At 48.0% G+C, this 16,857-nt stretch carries 12 protein-coding genes; 4 read left to right on the top strand and 8 right to left on the bottom strand.

Features of this window, described 5'->3' with window-relative positions:
* Nucleotides 1–51: 51 nt before the first annotated feature.
* Nucleotides 52–2,409 carry a TonB-dependent receptor gene (locus DEU30_RS05650; RefSeq protein WP_114981688.1) on the bottom strand — a complete coding sequence of 786 codons (2,358 nt, stop codon included), beginning with the start codon at nucleotides 2,407–2,409 and terminating at the stop codon, nucleotides 52–54.
* Nucleotides 2,410–2,599: 190 nt separating this feature from the next.
* On the opposite strand from DEU30_RS05650, the gene DEU30_RS05645 reads away from it, so the two are divergent.
* A complete protein-coding gene (locus tag DEU30_RS05645; RefSeq protein WP_114981687.1) occupies nucleotides 2,600–3,439 on the top strand; it encodes an alpha/beta hydrolase in 840 nt (279 codons plus the stop codon).
* Nucleotides 3,436–4,683 (top strand): kynureninase, encoded by a 1,248-nt coding sequence (gene kynU, locus DEU30_RS05640; RefSeq protein ID WP_114981686.1) that lies wholly within the window; start codon nucleotides 3,436–3,438, stop codon nucleotides 4,681–4,683. Before DEU30_RS05645 ends, kynU begins: the two co-directional genes overlap by 4 nt.
* Nucleotides 4,684–4,753: 70 nt before the next feature.
* Here kynU and DEU30_RS05635 read toward each other — a convergent pair whose 3' ends face one another.
* Entirely contained in the window at nucleotides 4,754–6,163 is a 1,410-nt protein-coding gene (locus DEU30_RS05635) for a YdgA family protein (RefSeq protein WP_114981685.1), read from the bottom strand.
* A 187-nt stretch (nucleotides 6,164–6,350) separates the two neighbouring features.
* Here DEU30_RS05635 and DEU30_RS05630 point away from each other — a divergent pair, with 187 nt between their 5' ends.
* The gene (locus tag DEU30_RS05630) at nucleotides 6,351–6,890 is read left to right on the top strand and encodes a DUF3750 domain-containing protein (RefSeq protein ID WP_114981684.1); all 540 of its coding nucleotides are present in this window, start codon (nucleotides 6,351–6,353) and stop codon (nucleotides 6,888–6,890) included.
* Between the two features lie 71 nt (nucleotides 6,891–6,961).
* On the top strand, nucleotides 6,962–9,145 hold the full coding sequence (locus tag DEU30_RS05625) for an OsmC domain/YcaO domain-containing protein (RefSeq protein WP_114981683.1): 2,184 nt from the start codon (nucleotides 6,962–6,964) through the stop codon (nucleotides 9,143–9,145).
* Between the two features lie 2 nt (nucleotides 9,146–9,147).
* On the opposite strand, the gene DEU30_RS05620 is transcribed toward DEU30_RS05625, so the two are convergent.
* The 6 genes from DEU30_RS05620 to DEU30_RS05595 form a co-directional block, all read right to left on the bottom strand.
* The gene (locus DEU30_RS05620) at nucleotides 9,148–10,098 is read right to left on the bottom strand and encodes a vWA domain-containing protein (RefSeq protein WP_114981682.1); all 951 of its coding nucleotides are present in this window, start codon (nucleotides 10,096–10,098) and stop codon (nucleotides 9,148–9,150) included.
* The gene (locus tag DEU30_RS05615) at nucleotides 10,098–11,156 is read right to left on the bottom strand and encodes a vWA domain-containing protein (RefSeq protein WP_114981681.1); all 1,059 of its coding nucleotides are present in this window, start codon (nucleotides 11,154–11,156) and stop codon (nucleotides 10,098–10,100) included. The genes DEU30_RS05620 and DEU30_RS05615 overlap by 1 nt, the downstream gene beginning before the upstream one ends.
* A gap of 13 nt (nucleotides 11,157–11,169) precedes the next feature.
* Nucleotides 11,170–11,940 (bottom strand): MotA/TolQ/ExbB proton channel family protein, encoded by a 771-nt coding sequence (locus DEU30_RS05610; protein WP_114981680.1) that lies wholly within the window; start codon nucleotides 11,938–11,940, stop codon nucleotides 11,170–11,172.
* A 137-nt stretch (nucleotides 11,941–12,077) separates the two neighbouring features.
* Nucleotides 12,078–14,060: a PEGA domain-containing protein gene (locus DEU30_RS05605; protein WP_166649028.1), complete on the bottom strand. Its 1,983-nt coding sequence runs from the start codon at nucleotides 14,058–14,060 to the stop codon at nucleotides 12,078–12,080.
* A gap of 41 nt (nucleotides 14,061–14,101) precedes the next feature.
* Nucleotides 14,102–15,535, bottom strand: a complete 1,434-nt coding sequence (locus DEU30_RS05600; RefSeq protein ID WP_114981679.1) for a tetratricopeptide repeat protein — start codon at nucleotides 15,533–15,535, stop codon at nucleotides 14,102–14,104.
* Between the two features lie 21 nt (nucleotides 15,536–15,556).
* Nucleotides 15,557–16,840 carry a hypothetical protein gene (locus tag DEU30_RS05595; RefSeq protein WP_114981678.1) on the bottom strand — a complete coding sequence of 428 codons (1,284 nt, stop codon included), beginning with the start codon at nucleotides 16,838–16,840 and terminating at the stop codon, nucleotides 15,557–15,559.
* Nucleotides 16,841–16,857 lie beyond the last annotated feature (17 nt).

Below are 16,857 nucleotides of genomic sequence, written 5' to 3'. Positions count from 1 at the left end.
AAATAAAAAGGGAACCATGACACAGGTTCCCTTTTCTCGTTTAGCGTAAATTTACATGCCAAACTTCTTGGTAAACTCTAAATAGAATAAACGCGGTGGACCTGAAATAAAGGTTGGGTTACCAAAACTCCCGCCCGTATTCCCGGCATCAACCAGGTATTCTTTGTCGAACAAGTTAGTTGCTTTCAACGCCAGACTCCAGTCAGCAGAGTCATTATAAAGACCCAGCGACGCATTCACTAAAGAGACCGAATCCTGACTGATATCCAGGCCAGCTACCGGTGCATTTTCTGGTTCAAAGAACACTTCTGACCGATAGGTACCGACTACAGAGCCACGCACTGCGTATTGACTGGAAAGCGCTGCTTCGTATATCACCCCAAGGCTTGAAGTCCATTCAGGCTGAAGGCGGAAGCGGTTACCGGCTAAACTCCCGTTGGTGCTGTCGTCATCAATTTTCGCATCCAGATACGCCAGGTGGCCAAATAGCTCAATGCCTGCGCCTAAATTCGCATTAATTTCAGTTTCGACACCAAAGTTCGTCGCAGAGCCTGCGTTTGCGGTGTAAAAGTTACCCGAATCGTCCTGCAGCGTTACCTGAAAGTCTGAATAGTCCTGATAAAACACTGACGCAGAATAACGTACGCGGTTTTCCGTTAAGCTTCCTTTAAGGCCGGTTTCGTAGTTCCAGATAACTTCCGCCGGAATTAACCCAAAATCCCCTACGGCTTCACCGTCGGCATCAAGAGTCGAGCTCACATCAACAACTTCCGAACGACGACCTTTTGAAACCGTTGCAAACCAGTTGTTATCGTCATTCAGCTTGTAAATAATATTAAAGCGAGGCAACCATGCGTCTGAACTGTTACTAGCAGTGAACACTTCTCCATCCGTTGAAACAGTCGGCAACAAGGTTTGTGTTGGCAGACCCAACAGAGGTAACAACTGGCTGTTCGGCATGGTCGCAGCAAAGCCACTTTCCCGATCTTCTGAAACGTAACGAATACCCGCAGCAACTTCGGTTTTATCGTTTAACTGATAAGTGAAGTCAACAAAGGCAGACCAGGACTCATTATCGCCAAAGTTGGTAAACTCGCCGGCGTATGGAATTTCCTCTAAGGCTCCCCCGGTTAATACCGGTGTCAGTTGGTTGACTGAACCATCGGCATTAATACAGGGCAAACCACTGGGTAAAGCCCCGGCGCAGTTCAGGAAAATAGATTCTTCGGTGCTAAAGGGGACACGCTGGCTGCCGTCTTCTGTAAAGTAATTGATACCCCACAGCATTAATAGGTTATCGCCAGCATAGTTAAAACGAAATTCCTGACTGAACTGGTCGCCCTCGGCATCTTCACCAAACTCCAGGAACCATGCCTGAGTGCCGTCTGCGTCAAACACTTCCAGTGAATCGAAGCTGCGGTAACCACTCACCGAGGTAAAGCTTAAGCGCGGGCTAATGGTCCAGTCCAGGGTTAAATTAATATCATCGACGGTTCTGTCCAGACCCAGTTTTTCGCGACCTAGTACCGAGGCCGAGTAAGGACTGCCGGTCATTTCAACAAAACTGTAGGGGCTGGTGTCGCCGCCGGTTGGTGCGAAAATACCATTTTTAAATGAGGTTCCGGTATCTTCGTTTTTCTCGTAACTGTAAATTAAGTCAGCAGTTACCGTATCGCTGGGCTGAAAACGAAGTGAACCACGCAAGGCTTGTCTGTCAACGCCGTTCATGTCGTCCTGGTCAGGAGCTATGTTCTCAATAAATCCGTCGCGTTCACGGTAACTGAACGCCAGTCGTCCGCTGACTAAGTCGCTGCCGCCGTTAATGAAGCCGCCCACTCGTTTCTGAGACTCATTACCCGCGCCAACACTCATTTCGGCAGAGAAATCCGCTTCTGGCTTACGGGTTATAACACTAATGGCGCCAACCGATGCAGCCGTACCAAATAACGTTGCCTGCGGGCCTTTAACCACCTCAACACGCTCTATATCAAACAGTTCAAAGTAGGAGCCACGTGAGCGTGAGACATCCACTCCGTTGTAATAAACCGACACCCGCGGAGATGCCTGAGCCGAACCGCTGTCTGAGGTAATGCCACGAATAACAAAACCAGGGTTGTTCGGGCTTTGTTCCTGAATAACCAAACCCGGCGTCAGATCGGAAATCATATCCAGTTCGTTTAAGCCCAGCTCGTCCAGACGGCTTCCTTCAAACGCACTGATACTGGCAGGCACATCATTAATAGACTGCACACGCTTTTGTGCAGTCACTTCAATTCGCTCAAGTTCATCTGAGGTGTCCTGTTGCGCAAAAGCAACCGGCGCACTTAACGCACAAAGCGCAGCAACAACAGAGTTTAATACTTTATTTGTTGGGAACGGTAATGCCGATGTTTTCTTATAAGTAGTCATAACCCTTAAAACCTTAATGTGAGTGGTTAACGCGTTAACGCCGGGCTAATGTACTGAGGTCAGTTGACGATACGATGACGAATAAATGACGCATTTGTTGCTGATCTGTCAATTTTGTTGAGCCGCCTTTTAAATACTTGTATGGTCTCTAGTCCTTTATATTTAAAAACATTAAAGCGGGTGGTATTACTTGATAAAGCTTCCTCCAAAACTGGCAGTCTGCGGGCTTATTATTTTCTGCCTGACTTATTCTCATGCCTCTGCTGGTGACAATTCTTTGCAGCAAGTGTCTTTCCAGTCAGTGCTCGAACTGCCTTCCGGCAGCCCCGATAACAGCTACAGTTACGGCTCTCACCCCTCCCAGTTTATTCAGTATTGGAATGCACCAAAGCAGCCAAACACGGCCGCTAATGTGATTTTTATTCACGGTGGTTGCTGGCTAAAAGAATACGATATTACTCACACCAACCCGGCAAGCAGTGCAATGAGAAAAGCGGGTTTTAATGTCTGGTCTGTTGAATATCGCCGTTTGGGCGAGCAAGGCGGAGAGTGGCCGGCGAGTCTCAATGACGTGAAAACCGCAATTCGCTTTATACAGCAAAAGCTCAATAATCAGCCGGTAGCGGTTATGGGCCACTCTGCCGGTGGGCACCTCGCACTTCTGGCTACCACCCGGAATACGCCCTCGGCTGAAAATATAAACGCAGTTATTGGCCTAGCCGCCATTACAAATATGGTCAGTTACACTCAGGCGCAAGGCAGTTGCAACCGTGCAGCCAGCAACTTAATGAAAACAGCTTACACCAGCGAAGAAGACTATCGTGCTGCCAGCCCAACAGCACAAAAGCTCCACGCCAACACCTGGCTGATGCAGGGTACCAAAGACAAAATTGTCCCCATGAGCCAAACCGCTGATATCAACGTAAAGACAGAACAACTTGAAGGCGCAGGTCATTTTGACTTAATACACCCAAACTCAACTGCCTGGGAAGCCATTATTCAGCGACTGAACAAAGAGCTAAAACCATGAACTTTACTGACATACAGGAACTCGACAGCATTGACCCCTTTGCCCGGCACCGTGAACAATTTAAGCTGCCGGTTAATAAGGTTTATCTGGATGGCAACTCGCTGGGTGCAATGACCAAAGCAACGGCAGCCCGTATACAGCAGGTTATCCAGCAGCAGTGGTCGCAGGATCTTATCAGCAGTTGGAACGAACATAACTGGATTAATTTGCCGCAACATGTCGGCGAAAAAATTGCCCGCCTGATAGGCGCAGCACCAGAGCAGACTATTTGCTGTGACTCAATATCGGTGAATTTATTTAAGACGCTGGCAGCGGCACTGTCACTGGCTCAAAGCCATGACTCTGAGCGCAACATAGTGCTATCCACCAAAGATAACTTCCCGACAGACTTATACATGGTGCAGGGAATTTCACAGTTTGTTGGTGAACACCGTTGTCAGCTAAAGCTGGTTGATGAAAACGAGCTGGAGCAACAGATTGACGATAAAATCGCAGTAGTTTTAGCAACCGAAGTGAATTTCAGAACCGGAAGACGGCTTGACGCTAAACAACTTATTACCAGCGCACACAGCCACGGAGCCCTGGTTATTCTGGATTTAGCCCACAGCGCAGGGGCAATGCCCGTGCACCTGGACGACTGGAAAGCAGACTTTGCGGTTGGCTGTACTTACAAATATTTAAATGGCGGCCCTGGCGCGCCAGCCTTTATTTATGCCGCAAAACGTCATCACCAGAATATGAGTCAGCCTTTAAGCGGCTGGTTCGGACACGCCCGCCCGTTTGATTTCACACCAGACTACGAGCCCGCTACCGGTATTCAACAAATGCTGACCGGCACCCCTTCTATTCTCGCCATGGCAGCGGTCGATTCCGCGCTCGAAGCTTTTGAGAACGTGGACCTGGAAAAGTTAAGAGAAAAGTCCTTACAGCTGGCCGACGTTTTCCATCAATTACTAGAAGCCGCGTCACTGAATAGCAACCTGGAACTTATTTCTCCTCCGCAACGGGAGCAGCGAGGCAGTCAGTTGTCGTATCGTTATGAGCACGCCTATGGCTTATGTCAGGCGCTTATTCAAAGAGGTGTAATAGCTGACTTTCGTGCCCCAAATTATATCCGCTTTGGGTTTACCCCTCTTTATAACAGCTTTGAGGATATCTGGCAGGCTATTGAGCAATTAAAGCAAGTTATTGAAGCCAAAGAACATCTCGATCCGCGCTGGCAAAGCCGTAATACCGTAACCTGAAATAAAAAAGCCTCAGTCGAATACATTCGCTGAGGCTTTTCATTACTACCTTTTTATCACCAAACAATAATTACATCATTTTCGCGATTGGAATTTTCTGACCGTTCAGTACACCTTCACCGTTTTCCATCTGGAATTCGCTGCGGTACTCGTCATCTTCTTCCTTCAGCAAACCTTGTTGTATGTACATATCAATCATCATTGGCGCTTGTTGCTCAGCCATTTGTTGCAGTTCAGCTTCATCGGCACCTGGCATTTGCATGCGCATTGTTGACAACATCTGCTGTTCAGCGACCCATTTCAACAACGGCTTATCAATAGCAATGGATGAGTCAACAATCAGGCTGGAAAGCCAGAATTGCGTGTCTTCCATATTGTCCGGCATTTGGTTTACACCCGCCAATTTAGCGCTTAGGTCACCTTTAAATTCGCCCGGCTCCATTTTCCCGCTAAATTCACTAATAACGAACTCAGGCTCTGCCTGCAGTAACTTAGGTAGGTTTTCCTTTACCAGCTTTTGCGTCGCAACTTCTATTTCGTCGGGGTTCTGGTCATAAATCTTTTGCATCATTTGGTTATAAGCAAGCAAGAACTCAGAATCGATGTTATTAAAAGCCATCTTTAACTTCAGATCGTCAAGGTCAAAGTCTTCGGCTTTCAGCGACTCTACAGAATAGTTCATATCAATATTCATGCGTTCTTTATCGTCGCTGAAATAACTAACGAATTCAATTCCAAGATCTTTCAATTCAAACAGGGCGACATCATCCGGCTGGCCTACAATGACTTTATCAAGCTTCATAGACATTTCGCCTTCATAAAGCTCGCCCTTCACAATTTCCAGCATGTTGCCTTTAGCTTCAGTGCTTATTTCAAACTCACCAATGCTGATAGCCTGGCCCTCAATAAGACCTTCTGCGCCTTCCAGTTTTCCTTCGTAACTGAACTCATCCGAAGAAATGGAACCTTCACCTTCATAGCCAGTAAAGGTCAGTGACGTTTGCTCATCATTCGGTTTAGAACTGAACGCGACAATTTCATCGTCATAACTAACACCACCAAAAAAACCAGCTGAACCAGTCAGGTGATAAAAAGGCGTGTTCTCTTCCCATTCAATATACTCACGTAACCCATCGTCCTTGGCATGAGCTTCAAACGAAGCCATACCCAGACCAGGAGAAAATTGAGTCAGAACCGGACCGTGCTGAACATCAATAACCACTTCAAAAGACAAGTCATCAGGTGCTGACCCTTCCGGGTAAATAGAACCGAAATCTACGCCCAGCGATATTGTTGCAGTTGAACCGAACCAGCCACTATCGAATGACACCATACGGGCGTTATAAGTGGGCAATTGATTGATAACTTCGACATGTTGTTTTAATGCATCCTCAACTTGAGGACCAACGAATTTAGGGCCGATTAGAGCGGCAGCAACAATGACGATACCGACGCCACCTAGGAGTCCTTTCTTATTCATATTATACCTTTCATTTATAGGGCTGGATTGTAATTATAATGTTGTAAATCATACAGAAACTTTTTATCGACGGCAAAATTTTTGAGTGTAAAGCCCTCGTAAATCAAACACGAGTTATGATGTGAGCTTTTATGTAAGCTATAGAGTAGTAAGTAACAGGTTTTTGTTTAAAACAGGTGTAGCCAATATGACCAGAGTATTAATTTCTACAGCTATGGCGCTGCTTTTGCTTGGGTGTTCGTCAGGAGACTGGCGCGATGCGTCCAGAGACCCCGCTGGTATTGCGCCTGATCCTGAAATTGAAAAGCAAGCCATAATAGAAGCCTATGCAGCCGACGCCTTTGGCTGGCGTGGCTGGTTTGCGGTTCATACCTGGTTGGCAGTAAAGCCTGAGAATGCCAGTGAGTATACTGTATACGAGGTTGTGGGTTGGGGTGTCGAGCACGGCCGTCCCGCACTGCGGGTTTACCAGACAGCAACTCCCGACCGTTACTGGTATGGTGCCGAACCCGAAAAAATACTGTCCGTATCGGGAGGTCAGGCTGCCGAAATGATCTCACGCATTGAAGAAGCGGCATCGCGCTACCCCTGGGCAAATGAATACGAAGTGCTGCCCGGCCCCAACAGCAATACCTTTCCGGCCTGGATAGCCATACAAGTTCCTGAGCTTGGCCTGAAATTACCTTTTAGTGCCATTGGCAGTGGCTACGCGGATAATGATCAATAAGTAAAAAAATGGGATAATGCCGCCTATTGCTCGCTGACAGCAGTCAACTTATCAACCGCGGTGCCCCTTAAATGGAAATCAATGTAAACTTTCTCGACAATATGCGCCTTGAGGCAAAATTCGATGACTTCACGGTTATTTCGGATCAGCCTATTCGATACAAAGGCGACGGCTCCGCCCCCGGCCCTTTTGACTACTTTCTGGCGTCTTCGGTTATGTGTGCGGCACATTTCATTCGACTTTATTGCGACACACGCGATATTCCAACCGAAAATATCCGTATTTCACAAAACAACGTTGTCGACCCCGAAGACCGCTACAAGCAGCTGTTTAAAATTCAGGTTGAGTTACCGGCCGATATTTCCGAGAAAGACCGCAAAGCCATTATTCGTGCAGCCGAGCGTTGTGCTGTTAAGCGCGTTATAGAAAACGATTTAGAGTTTGACGTCGAAGCCGTTGAAAGCATTACTCAGGACGCTCAGGCGTTACTGACCATACGCCCGGACAGCGACAGCCGAACCTTTATTGAAGGCAAAGACTTACCGCTGGAACAAACCATAGCTAACATGACGGCGATACTGGCCAATTTGGGCATGAAGATAGAAATATCCTCCTGGCGTAATATTGTCCCGCATGTCTGGTCGCTGCATATTCGCGATGCCGCCTCCCCTATGTGCTTTACCAATGGCAAAGGCGCCACCAAAGAAAGCGCTTTATGCTCCGCACTGGGCGAGTTTATTGAACGTTTAAGCTGCAACTTCTTCTATAACGACCAGTACTTTGGTGAAGAAATAGCAAACGCAGAGTTTGTACACTACCCCAACGAAAAATGGTTTAAACCCGGCGCAAACGACGAGCTGCCAATTGAAATTCTGGATGAATACTGCCGTGAACTTTATGACCCGGAAGGTGAACTGCGCGGTTCACACTTAATTGATACTAACTCAGGTCGTGCTGACCGCGGTATAGTTTCATTGCCGTTCACACGCCATTCCGACGGCGAGACGGTCTATTTCCCGTCGAACTTAATTGAAAACCTGTATTTAAGTAACGGCATGAGTGCGGGTAATACATTGCCCGAAGCTCAGGTTCAGTGCTTGTCGGAAATTTTTGAACGCGCCGTTAAAAAGCACATTATTGAAGACGAAATTGCCCTACCCGATGTGCCCCAAGCGGTGCTTAACAAGTACCCGAATATTCTGGAAGGAATAAAAGCCTTAGAAGAACAAGGCTACCCGGTGTTAGTTAAAGACGCATCATCGGGCGGTCAGTTCCCGGTGGCCTGCGTTACCTTAATGAACCCACGCACCGGCGGTGTTTTTGCTTCTTTTGGTGCGCACCCAAGCTTTGAAGTGGCGCTGGAGCGCAGCCTGACCGAGTTATTGCAAGGCCGCAGCTTTGAAGGTTTAAACGACCTGCCGGCACCAACTTTCAACTCCATGGCCGTAACCGAGCCAAATAACTTTGTTGAGCACTTTATTGATTCGTCGGGTGTGGTGTCCTGGCGTTTCTTTAGCGCTAAGTCCGACATTGAATTCGTTGAGTGGGACTTCAGCGGCTCTAACCAGGAAGAAGCCGATACGCTGTTTGGTATTTTGCAGGACATGGGCAAAGAAGCTTACATAGCCGTGCATGAAGATTTAGGCGCGCCGGTATGCCGTATTCTGGTGCCGGGCTATTCGGAAGTTTACCCCGTGGAAGACCTTATTTGGGACAACACCAATATTGCTCTGCAATACCGCGAAGACATTCTCAACCTGCACCGCTTAACCGATGAGCAGCTAGAAGACTTAGTTGAGCGCCTGGAAGACAGTCAGCTTGATAACTACATGGATATCATCACCCTGATTGGCATTGAGTTTGATGAAAATACGGTTTGGGGTCAGCTCACCATTCTTGAATTGAAACTGCTCATTTACCTCGCGCTGCAACGCCATGACGACGCTTTCGAATATGTAGAAATGTTCCTGCAATTCAACGACAACACGGTTGAGCGTACGCTATTCTACCGTGCCATTGAGGCCGTACTGGAAATTACTCTGGACGAAGAGCTAGAGTTGGATGACTACCGCTACAACTTAGGCCGTATGTATGGCGAAGAGACCATAGAAGCCGTTATAGGCTCTGTTAAAGGCACTACGCGCTTCCACGGTCTAACGCCAACAAATATGCAGCTTGAAGGTCTGGACAGACATTTACGCTTAATAGAAAGCTACAAGAAACTGCACGCGGCACGGGCTGAACGGCAGGTTTAAAACTAAAAGTTCAGCCCGACAAAGGCTCCGCGGTTACGTTTAGCAACAGCCTGCATGAAGGCAGCAAAGGTTTCCGCGTTGCCTTGCGCGCGGCTAAAGCCTATTCCATGAATACGCATTACCGGCTTGCCATCGGCTCCCTGGTTCTGACTGGTTATCTGCCGAACTATGGCGTCTAAGTCACTGGCCCGGTAGTCGTCACCAAAAACGTACAAGCTGGTTGTGCCTTTGGTTTTTTTATAAAGGTTAATGGCTTTCAGAATACCCAGCTCAGGCGCACTTTTACCGCCGGTAAAGTTTGGCATTTGTTGCATGGCCATTTGTCTGAACCGTTTGCTGTCCGGTAACCAGTCACCCGCTTTACTGCTGAACATAAAGTCACCGTCGGCGGCCATAATCTGAAAGCCCTTCATTTTCGGGTGACTTTCTATAATGTCGTTAACGACGCTAATGACCCGGCTCCAGCCCCGGCCTCCCGACATGGAGCCGGAATTATCAATAACAAACACCACGTACTCAGCGTCGGTTGGGATACCGCCTACGTCATCATCCGGTGTGTCAGTGCTGTTCGGCGTGTTTAGCATTGCCGTGGCTTGGCGTATTTCAGCCCTTAACGACGAGGCTTTATCCTGCAACTGTTGCAGGGTTTTCTGTGCCCGCGGAATAGAGCTTTCTAAATTCTTCTCCTGCTCAGTGACTGATGCGGTCTTTTGCTCGGCGGCAGACAGTTCATCTTGTTTGTCTGATAAAGCGCCCTGAAGCTCCTCCACCGACTGCTGCGCCAGCAATACTTCTGCAACTAAGGTACTGAGGTTAGCCGGCCCACGTTCAGTGTCTTCAGTACCGTTTTTCGCTAACAACACCAGCATAATCACCGCACCAAAGGCACAGGAAATAATGTCCAGAAAAGCCAGGTTAAACACCTCTATTGGCGCACGCTGAATTTTTCTCATTATGGCCACTCCGGAGCGGGTGATAAGAAAGTACCGCCGCTAACCCGCGACCAGTTCCAGTAAAGCGGAGAAGCGTAGGGGTCACCCTCTATCGGCAGCAGTATAATATTGTAGCGAACACCTTTAGGCGCAAGATCAACCGTCTTTACCATCAGCGCCTGACGGCAGTCTGAGGAAATAGATTTCTTCGTCGAAATAAAATTACGACAGGTGAGAGGCAGGCCGTCTCCCAATGTTGGCAGGCCATCCGTTACTATGTATACGTCAGTAATATTCGGGTTCGTCTCAAATAACGTACTAATGCCCAGCTGAAGGTTAGTGCCGCCCTCTGGCACAACCGCGCCTAAGTCCTTCACAATAGAATTCATAGAGCCGCTGACAGAGGCGGTACTGACATCTCTCTGCCCTAGGCGTTTTGCCGTATCGGAAAAGGTCACCACACTCACTTTTGAGGTTTGCGGAAGCCGTGCCAGCAACCATTGAGCAACCCGGCGCGTCCTTATCCATTTAGCGGTAGACACTTTTTTGCCGTCGCTCAAAGCCAGTTTGCTCAGCACGTCAATTAAGTTATCGCCCATCATAGAGGCGCTCTTATCTACCAGAATGCCTATTTGCTCGCCTTCCACTTTCATGCCGGTAATAAAGTTCTGCTCACCCGTACCCGAAAGCTCAACGTTGGCTGACTTCTCAACTTCTTTGGACAAGGCCGCTAACTGGTTTTCCAAATCGGCAACTACGGCCAGCTGAGTCGACAAGTCCTGCAAAGCTTTGGTTTGATCCTGGGTGGTGTCGTTTTTCGCTTCTTTAGAGTCTTCCTGCTTAGCCGACTCCAGCGCAATTTTGTCATTAATTTCGTCAATGGATTTTTTCAGGCGCTGCTGCTCATCCATTGACGCCGCCAGCTCCTGCTCAAGCTTTTCTTTTTCTTCTGAAGGGTCGGGCGTAAAAGCTTTAAAATCTATCAGGATAAAAATAAGGATAACGGCGCCCAGCCCGCATGCCATGACATCCAGAAAAGATAGATTAAAGCCGTCGCCAGCCTGGCGTGTTCGTCGCATCTGAGTCGCTCAATTAACTGTGTAAATGAGACAGCAAGTGTTTCTCGCAGGACTCTTGCGTGCGGATCACCATCTTGTCCTGACGGCTGTTCAGCAAGTGCATAAACAACATCAGAATCAAAGAAATGAACAGCGCAACCAACGTTGAGTTAAAAGCCACCCCCAGCGATGCAGTCATACCCGCAATGTCACCATCCAGTGCTTTGTCAGCCTGCGCCAGCGCCGAGCCAATACCGCGAACCGTACCCACGAAACCAATAGACGGAATAGCCCAGATAATGTAGCGGATCATGTTGTTGCCGCTTTCTAACTGAATGGCAATATTGTCTACCGACGACTCGATGGTGTCAGCCGCATGCTGAACGTTTTTGGTGTTCTTAAAACGACGAATACAGTTAATCCAGGTGCTGTATGCGGGGGTTTCTTTATAAGCCGAGCTTTCTAAATCATTTAATGCCGCATCAACGTCCAGCGCTTCAGATTTGTCGTAGCTTTCCAGTAAGTCGCGCGAGTAAATTTCTTCTTCGTCAATTAATCGCCACAGCTTATACAGCATAAGGAACAGACAAAACAACATAAGCGAAATACACACCTGCTGCTCAACATCTTTGAAGATAACCGAAAACGCAGTTAAAGCTTCTGTTCCTTGCTCTGCCATTGCTACTTCGGCCGCGGGGCGAATAAGCCCTGCATACAGCAAATGTATCAGGGTAAAAATAGCCAGTAGCACACCACCACTGACAAAAAAGTTTGGGCTCATTGAAAGCGTATTATTTTTAGACATTATGCATTCCGGGCGTTAAATGTTGGTGGGGAAATCTTGTGGTGCATCCAAAGACACAAAATAAGCCGTCGCGCTGCCGGCCAAAGCCAGCAGTATGACGCCCAAAATCACGCGTTTTTTCATGATGTTTCTCCTCATCACTCATAATAGCGGGCTATTCTAAAGCCGATATCATCTTTTGTATCATTCTCACCATCGCGAACGCTGGCACGAATATTCTTCATGCGTCCGGTTTTATAAGACGCACCTTTGACCACATTCCCATTGCCGCGAGCCGCGCCCAGGTAATCGGTGTAAACCCGGTCAAGGTCAGGCGGGTTTAAAGTGTAACTGTCGTGTACCCACTCTTTGACGTTGCCGTCTAAATCAAAAAAGCCGCCACGCTCTGCTTTAAAACTGCCTACCGGTGCTTTACCGGCAAAGCCGTCATTGTAGCCGCGTAAAATGAAAGTTTGCTGACCTTTTGCGGACTCATCGGCAAAGTTGCCCTGCTTGTCACGCAAGTGATCCTGGCTACCCCATACATAAATAGTGGAGTCAGCTCTGCGATTAATTTTGGCTATGTATTCCCATTCGGCTTCGGTCGGCAAGCGGTAACCACGCGAGCTCGCATCGGTTCCCACCACCTTACTGTTACGAACTTTATAAAAAGGCTGCAGGCCTTCCTGTTCACTCAGCCAGTTGGTAAATAACGCAGCTTCATCCCAGGACACATTCGTAACCGGCATTTTGGTTTTACTACCCGAGCCTTTAAACGCGGCAAACTGCGCTTCGGTAATTTCGTGGCGCGATATCCATACGTCCCGTGAGAAATCCACTTTCACCTGATGCTCATTACGTCCGCGGTTTGGCTCATTAACCGGCGATCCCATAGTGAATTTTTTCGGCGACAGACGGTTCATTTCAATGCCTAAAGTACTGACAAACAACGGTCTGCCTTCTTTTCTTCTGGCATCAAACTCACGCAGCATCTCGGCTTTTACGTTCACCAGCCGATCGCTGCTTGGCTGAAACTCCTGCTTAACCGTACGGTAACCGGTTTTACGAAACTCAACGTCAGAAGGCAAAGCTTGCAAAGTGGTCCGAAGCGGCGTTACGCCCTGCTTTTGTCCGTTAATGTAAACGTCGCTGGGTTCGTTGGAGGTAAAAGCTACGTCGCCCATTTCCAGGTCTAAGTTAAAGGTCAGCTGCTGATTTTCGGCCGGCCCCAGCTTAATTGTCCGGCTTTGCTTAATGTAGCCGGCCTTTTCGTAACGAATAACATGTTCTTTATTGGCATCGACGCTAATTGGACTTTTTGCCGGCGCGCCGTTAACCAGTAACGCGCCGCCCTTCGGGTTCACTGAGACATTAACAGTTGCCTGCACTGGCTGAAGACGGTAATTACGCTTCGGTTCTTTATTGCGCACGGTTAAAGACACGGTGTCCGTTACCGGTTCATACCCCGGATAATTCACCACCACAGGGTAGTCGCCACCCACTTTAGCAACAGTTACCGGCGTTGAACCCACCTCTTTGCCATCAAGAGTAACCGACGCGCCAGCCGGGCTGGAGTTAATAGAAATAGTGCCACTAATAGGGGTTAGCCGAAGTTGATATTCAACTTTACCGTCTATTAACGCCTCAATAGCCACTGAGGCCGGTTCGTAAGCCGGATGCGAGGCCGACACCGTATAAGTTCCGGGCGCGAATTCACCCTCAAAGGTAGAAGCCGTTTCTCGCTGCTCACCGTTAACTGACCAGACAATATTATTTGCGCCCGGCTCTGTTGTTATCGTCACTTTTGCCGGCTTAGGCTCCAGCTCAACTTCAATGGTTGAAGGGCTGTTGTCATTTACCTGCACTTCTTTGCTTTGGTACTTGTCGGCAGACACGGCTACAAGGCCACCAGAGCCTACCGCGTAATATTTATTGTCGATGAAAAAACCAATACCGGAATTAACCGCAAAGCGCTGAGTTTGCGCCGCTTCTGCTGGCTTTACAGTAAAACTGTAGCCTTTGGTTAAAAACAGCCAGCCAAAATAAATAACCAGCAGTGCAAGAATACTGACCGAGAAGCCAATAGCCATTAACCGTCGTTTACGTCGTCCTTTCTCAATGGCTTCGTCAAGTGTGGCCACGAAGTCTCTCCTGTTTTTTAATTATTCTACGCTAAATTATGCTAAACGCGTTCGTTACACTGAACGTTAATAACAATTGGCGTGCCCGACTTCTCCACCACAACATCGACAATGGTTGAGCGGTAGCCTTCGCGGCGGCCTTCTAATTGGTACTTACCCGGCTTTAACTGGATGGTTTTTTCTCTTACCTCACCCACAACACCAACACCCAGTACTTTTATATAAGTGCGGTTGTCAGAACGAATCGTCACATCTATGGGCTGATTTTCCTTTTCAATAAGCTGCTCAACCTGGTTTATTTTTTCACCCAGCTTTGCGCTCAATTGCGTGAGCCCACTGTATTTGGACACCGCATTCACGGCATTTTGGCGAATGTTGCTGTCAGCAAGCCGGCCCGGTCTTTCAATATAAACATCCAGCGCACTGCTGGCGGCTAATATTTCTTCCGCGCTTTGTTTAGCCTGCTGCACAACCCGGCTGTCCGGATAATCGACCAAACCCTTTTCTGCCAGCATCTGTACCGTCTGCCATTCGTCGGCACCGGCAAACACCTGAATGCGTTTTTCTAACGACTTCACACCCTGACTTTTTAGTTCAGCGTCAATTTGCGCCTGCAGGGTTGCCAGTTCCGGCCGGTTGTTGTCTATAGCTGAAGCTTTGGTTAATGCCTGCTGGGCGCGATCAAAGTCTTTTTTATCAATGGCATTGACCGCCGTTGACAAGGCACGGGCAAAACGTTGTTGTTTAATTTGCTGTTCCACTTTCGCTAAGGCTGCCTTGGCTTCCTGCTGTTGCGGATCAAGCTTTAGAATTTGTTGATAAGCAGCGCGTTGCTTCTCTATATTGCCTTCTACACCGCCCACTCTGGCCTGTTCATACAAATCAGCGACTTCATGGTAGGTATCTATACGTTTCTGCAACGCCAGCGCGTCGCTAAAATCGCCTTTTACCTTTAAAGCCTGAGCATTCAACTGGGCGGCGTCATCAATGTCGTCTGCAGTAAAGGCTTTTGCTGCGTCTGCATAAGGTTGTTTATAAGCCTTTTCAAACGCGCTTTGGTAGTTTGCAATATCCGTATTAAGTTGCTCGATAGTGGTTTGCGCCTGGCCGTAATTACTGGCGCCATAGTCATTAAAAGCCTGAGCTATGTCGGCCTGAAAAGCCTCAACTTTGGCGGGCTGCCACGTCGATATATACTGGGTAGCAACAAGCTCAGAAACGCGCTGATTGGTCTCATTTAAGGCCGTTTGCAGCGCTTTTCTGTCTATTGCCTGGTTAGCGGAGCTTGTTTGCGGCTCGCTTTTTTCTTGCTTTTCCGCGGCTACCGGCGTGTTACCCGAAACCGGAAAATAAGCGAGCAAAGTAACGACAACGCCAATCAGCAAACAGGCAAAAACAGAAGCAATTACGCCTGTTACTATGACTTTTTTCTTTTTAGCACGGTTTTCTGCTATTTGCTGATCAACAGACGACATCGTTACCTTTCCTTAGGTGAATTAAAGCTGAGTTAACGGCGTTGATTCGAGATCATAAATCTCTTTCAGCTTTTCGCGTAATTGCGCGTATTGCTCACCCGCAGTACCGGTTAATTCAATGTTCTGGTCATTAAGCTCAACTACCTGCGGTGTTACTTTTATATCCAGGTTTTGTCCCATTTCATCAAGCAATGCGCGTTGAGTGCCTAATTCACGGTTGGTTTTTATTGCTTCGCTTAAGCTGTAAACCGCACCTAAACCTGCCGCAGCACTGGCCACCTGACCCGCGCTAGAGCCTGAGTTTTTACCCAGCAAAATAGCAGCCGTAGCTAAAATACCAGCACCAACCTGCGCACGGGTTCTTTCTGCTTTTTTGCGGCGAATATCAATAGCAACCGGTAAAGTCTCTTCCTGATAAGCACGGTACGCGTCATGAGTGGTTGCATAAAACGTGTCGTAGCTGTCCTGCAATGAGTCAACAAACTGCTGGTCTTTCGCTTTAATCACATTAACCCGCTGATACATTGGGTCTGATTCAGCCGGAGCTCCATTCAACGTAATCGTTGAGCGGTTCGAGAAGAAGCTGCTGGACTCACCCAGGTAGCCACCAAAGGCTTCAGGGCTGTACATAGAGGCGTAACGCATATCAGAAACCGCCTGAATGGTTTTCTTCTCTTCTTCAGACTTTTGAATTAGCAAGTCATAAACATAACCCGCAATGCTTTTAAAAATTGGCCCGTAAGGGTTCTCGCCTTTTCTTAACGCGTCACGGTAAAAGCCTGCGCCTACTTGATACTCAAACTCTTCCTCGCCCCAAATTTGGTTACTGGCGTCCATAACACGAACACCAATTTCAACGGTTTCGGTATCTGAGTAATTAATTTTTCCCAGGACGTAAACATCGGCGCTGACATTCGCATCGGGAGTAACATTCACAGCACCAAAGGCTTCCGTGTCAGAAAGTGCTTCGCGGGTATTTACCGCAAAACGGTTCGCTTCTAAACGGCGTACCTGTGGCCAAATGTCTTCTTCAACTATGGCTTCATCATCAATATTGCCGGAACTGTCTTTCGGCAAACCCGGGTCAAACACCGGAATAGCCACATTAAGGTAAATATCAGAGTTGTAACTGTAGCTACGCTCTTCTTTGCCCAAGGCTTTAGAGTCTGACGGACCATTCATGCTTGGACCAACGCTGGTAACATTAGTTTGGGTTGACTGGCAGCCGGCTAATGTAAACATTGCTGAAAGCGTCATAACGACTGAAAATCGCTTTAGTTTTTTTAGTTGAGCTAGTGTATTCATGGTTCTTCTTCCGTTAA

This window comes from Idiomarina sp. 017G (assembly GCF_004362265.1).
Lineage (GTDB): Bacteria > Pseudomonadota > Gammaproteobacteria > Enterobacterales > Alteromonadaceae > Idiomarina > Idiomarina loihiensis.
Note: the sequence above shows the minus strand (reverse complement) of the source record. Positions and strands in the feature narration are given on the sequence as shown.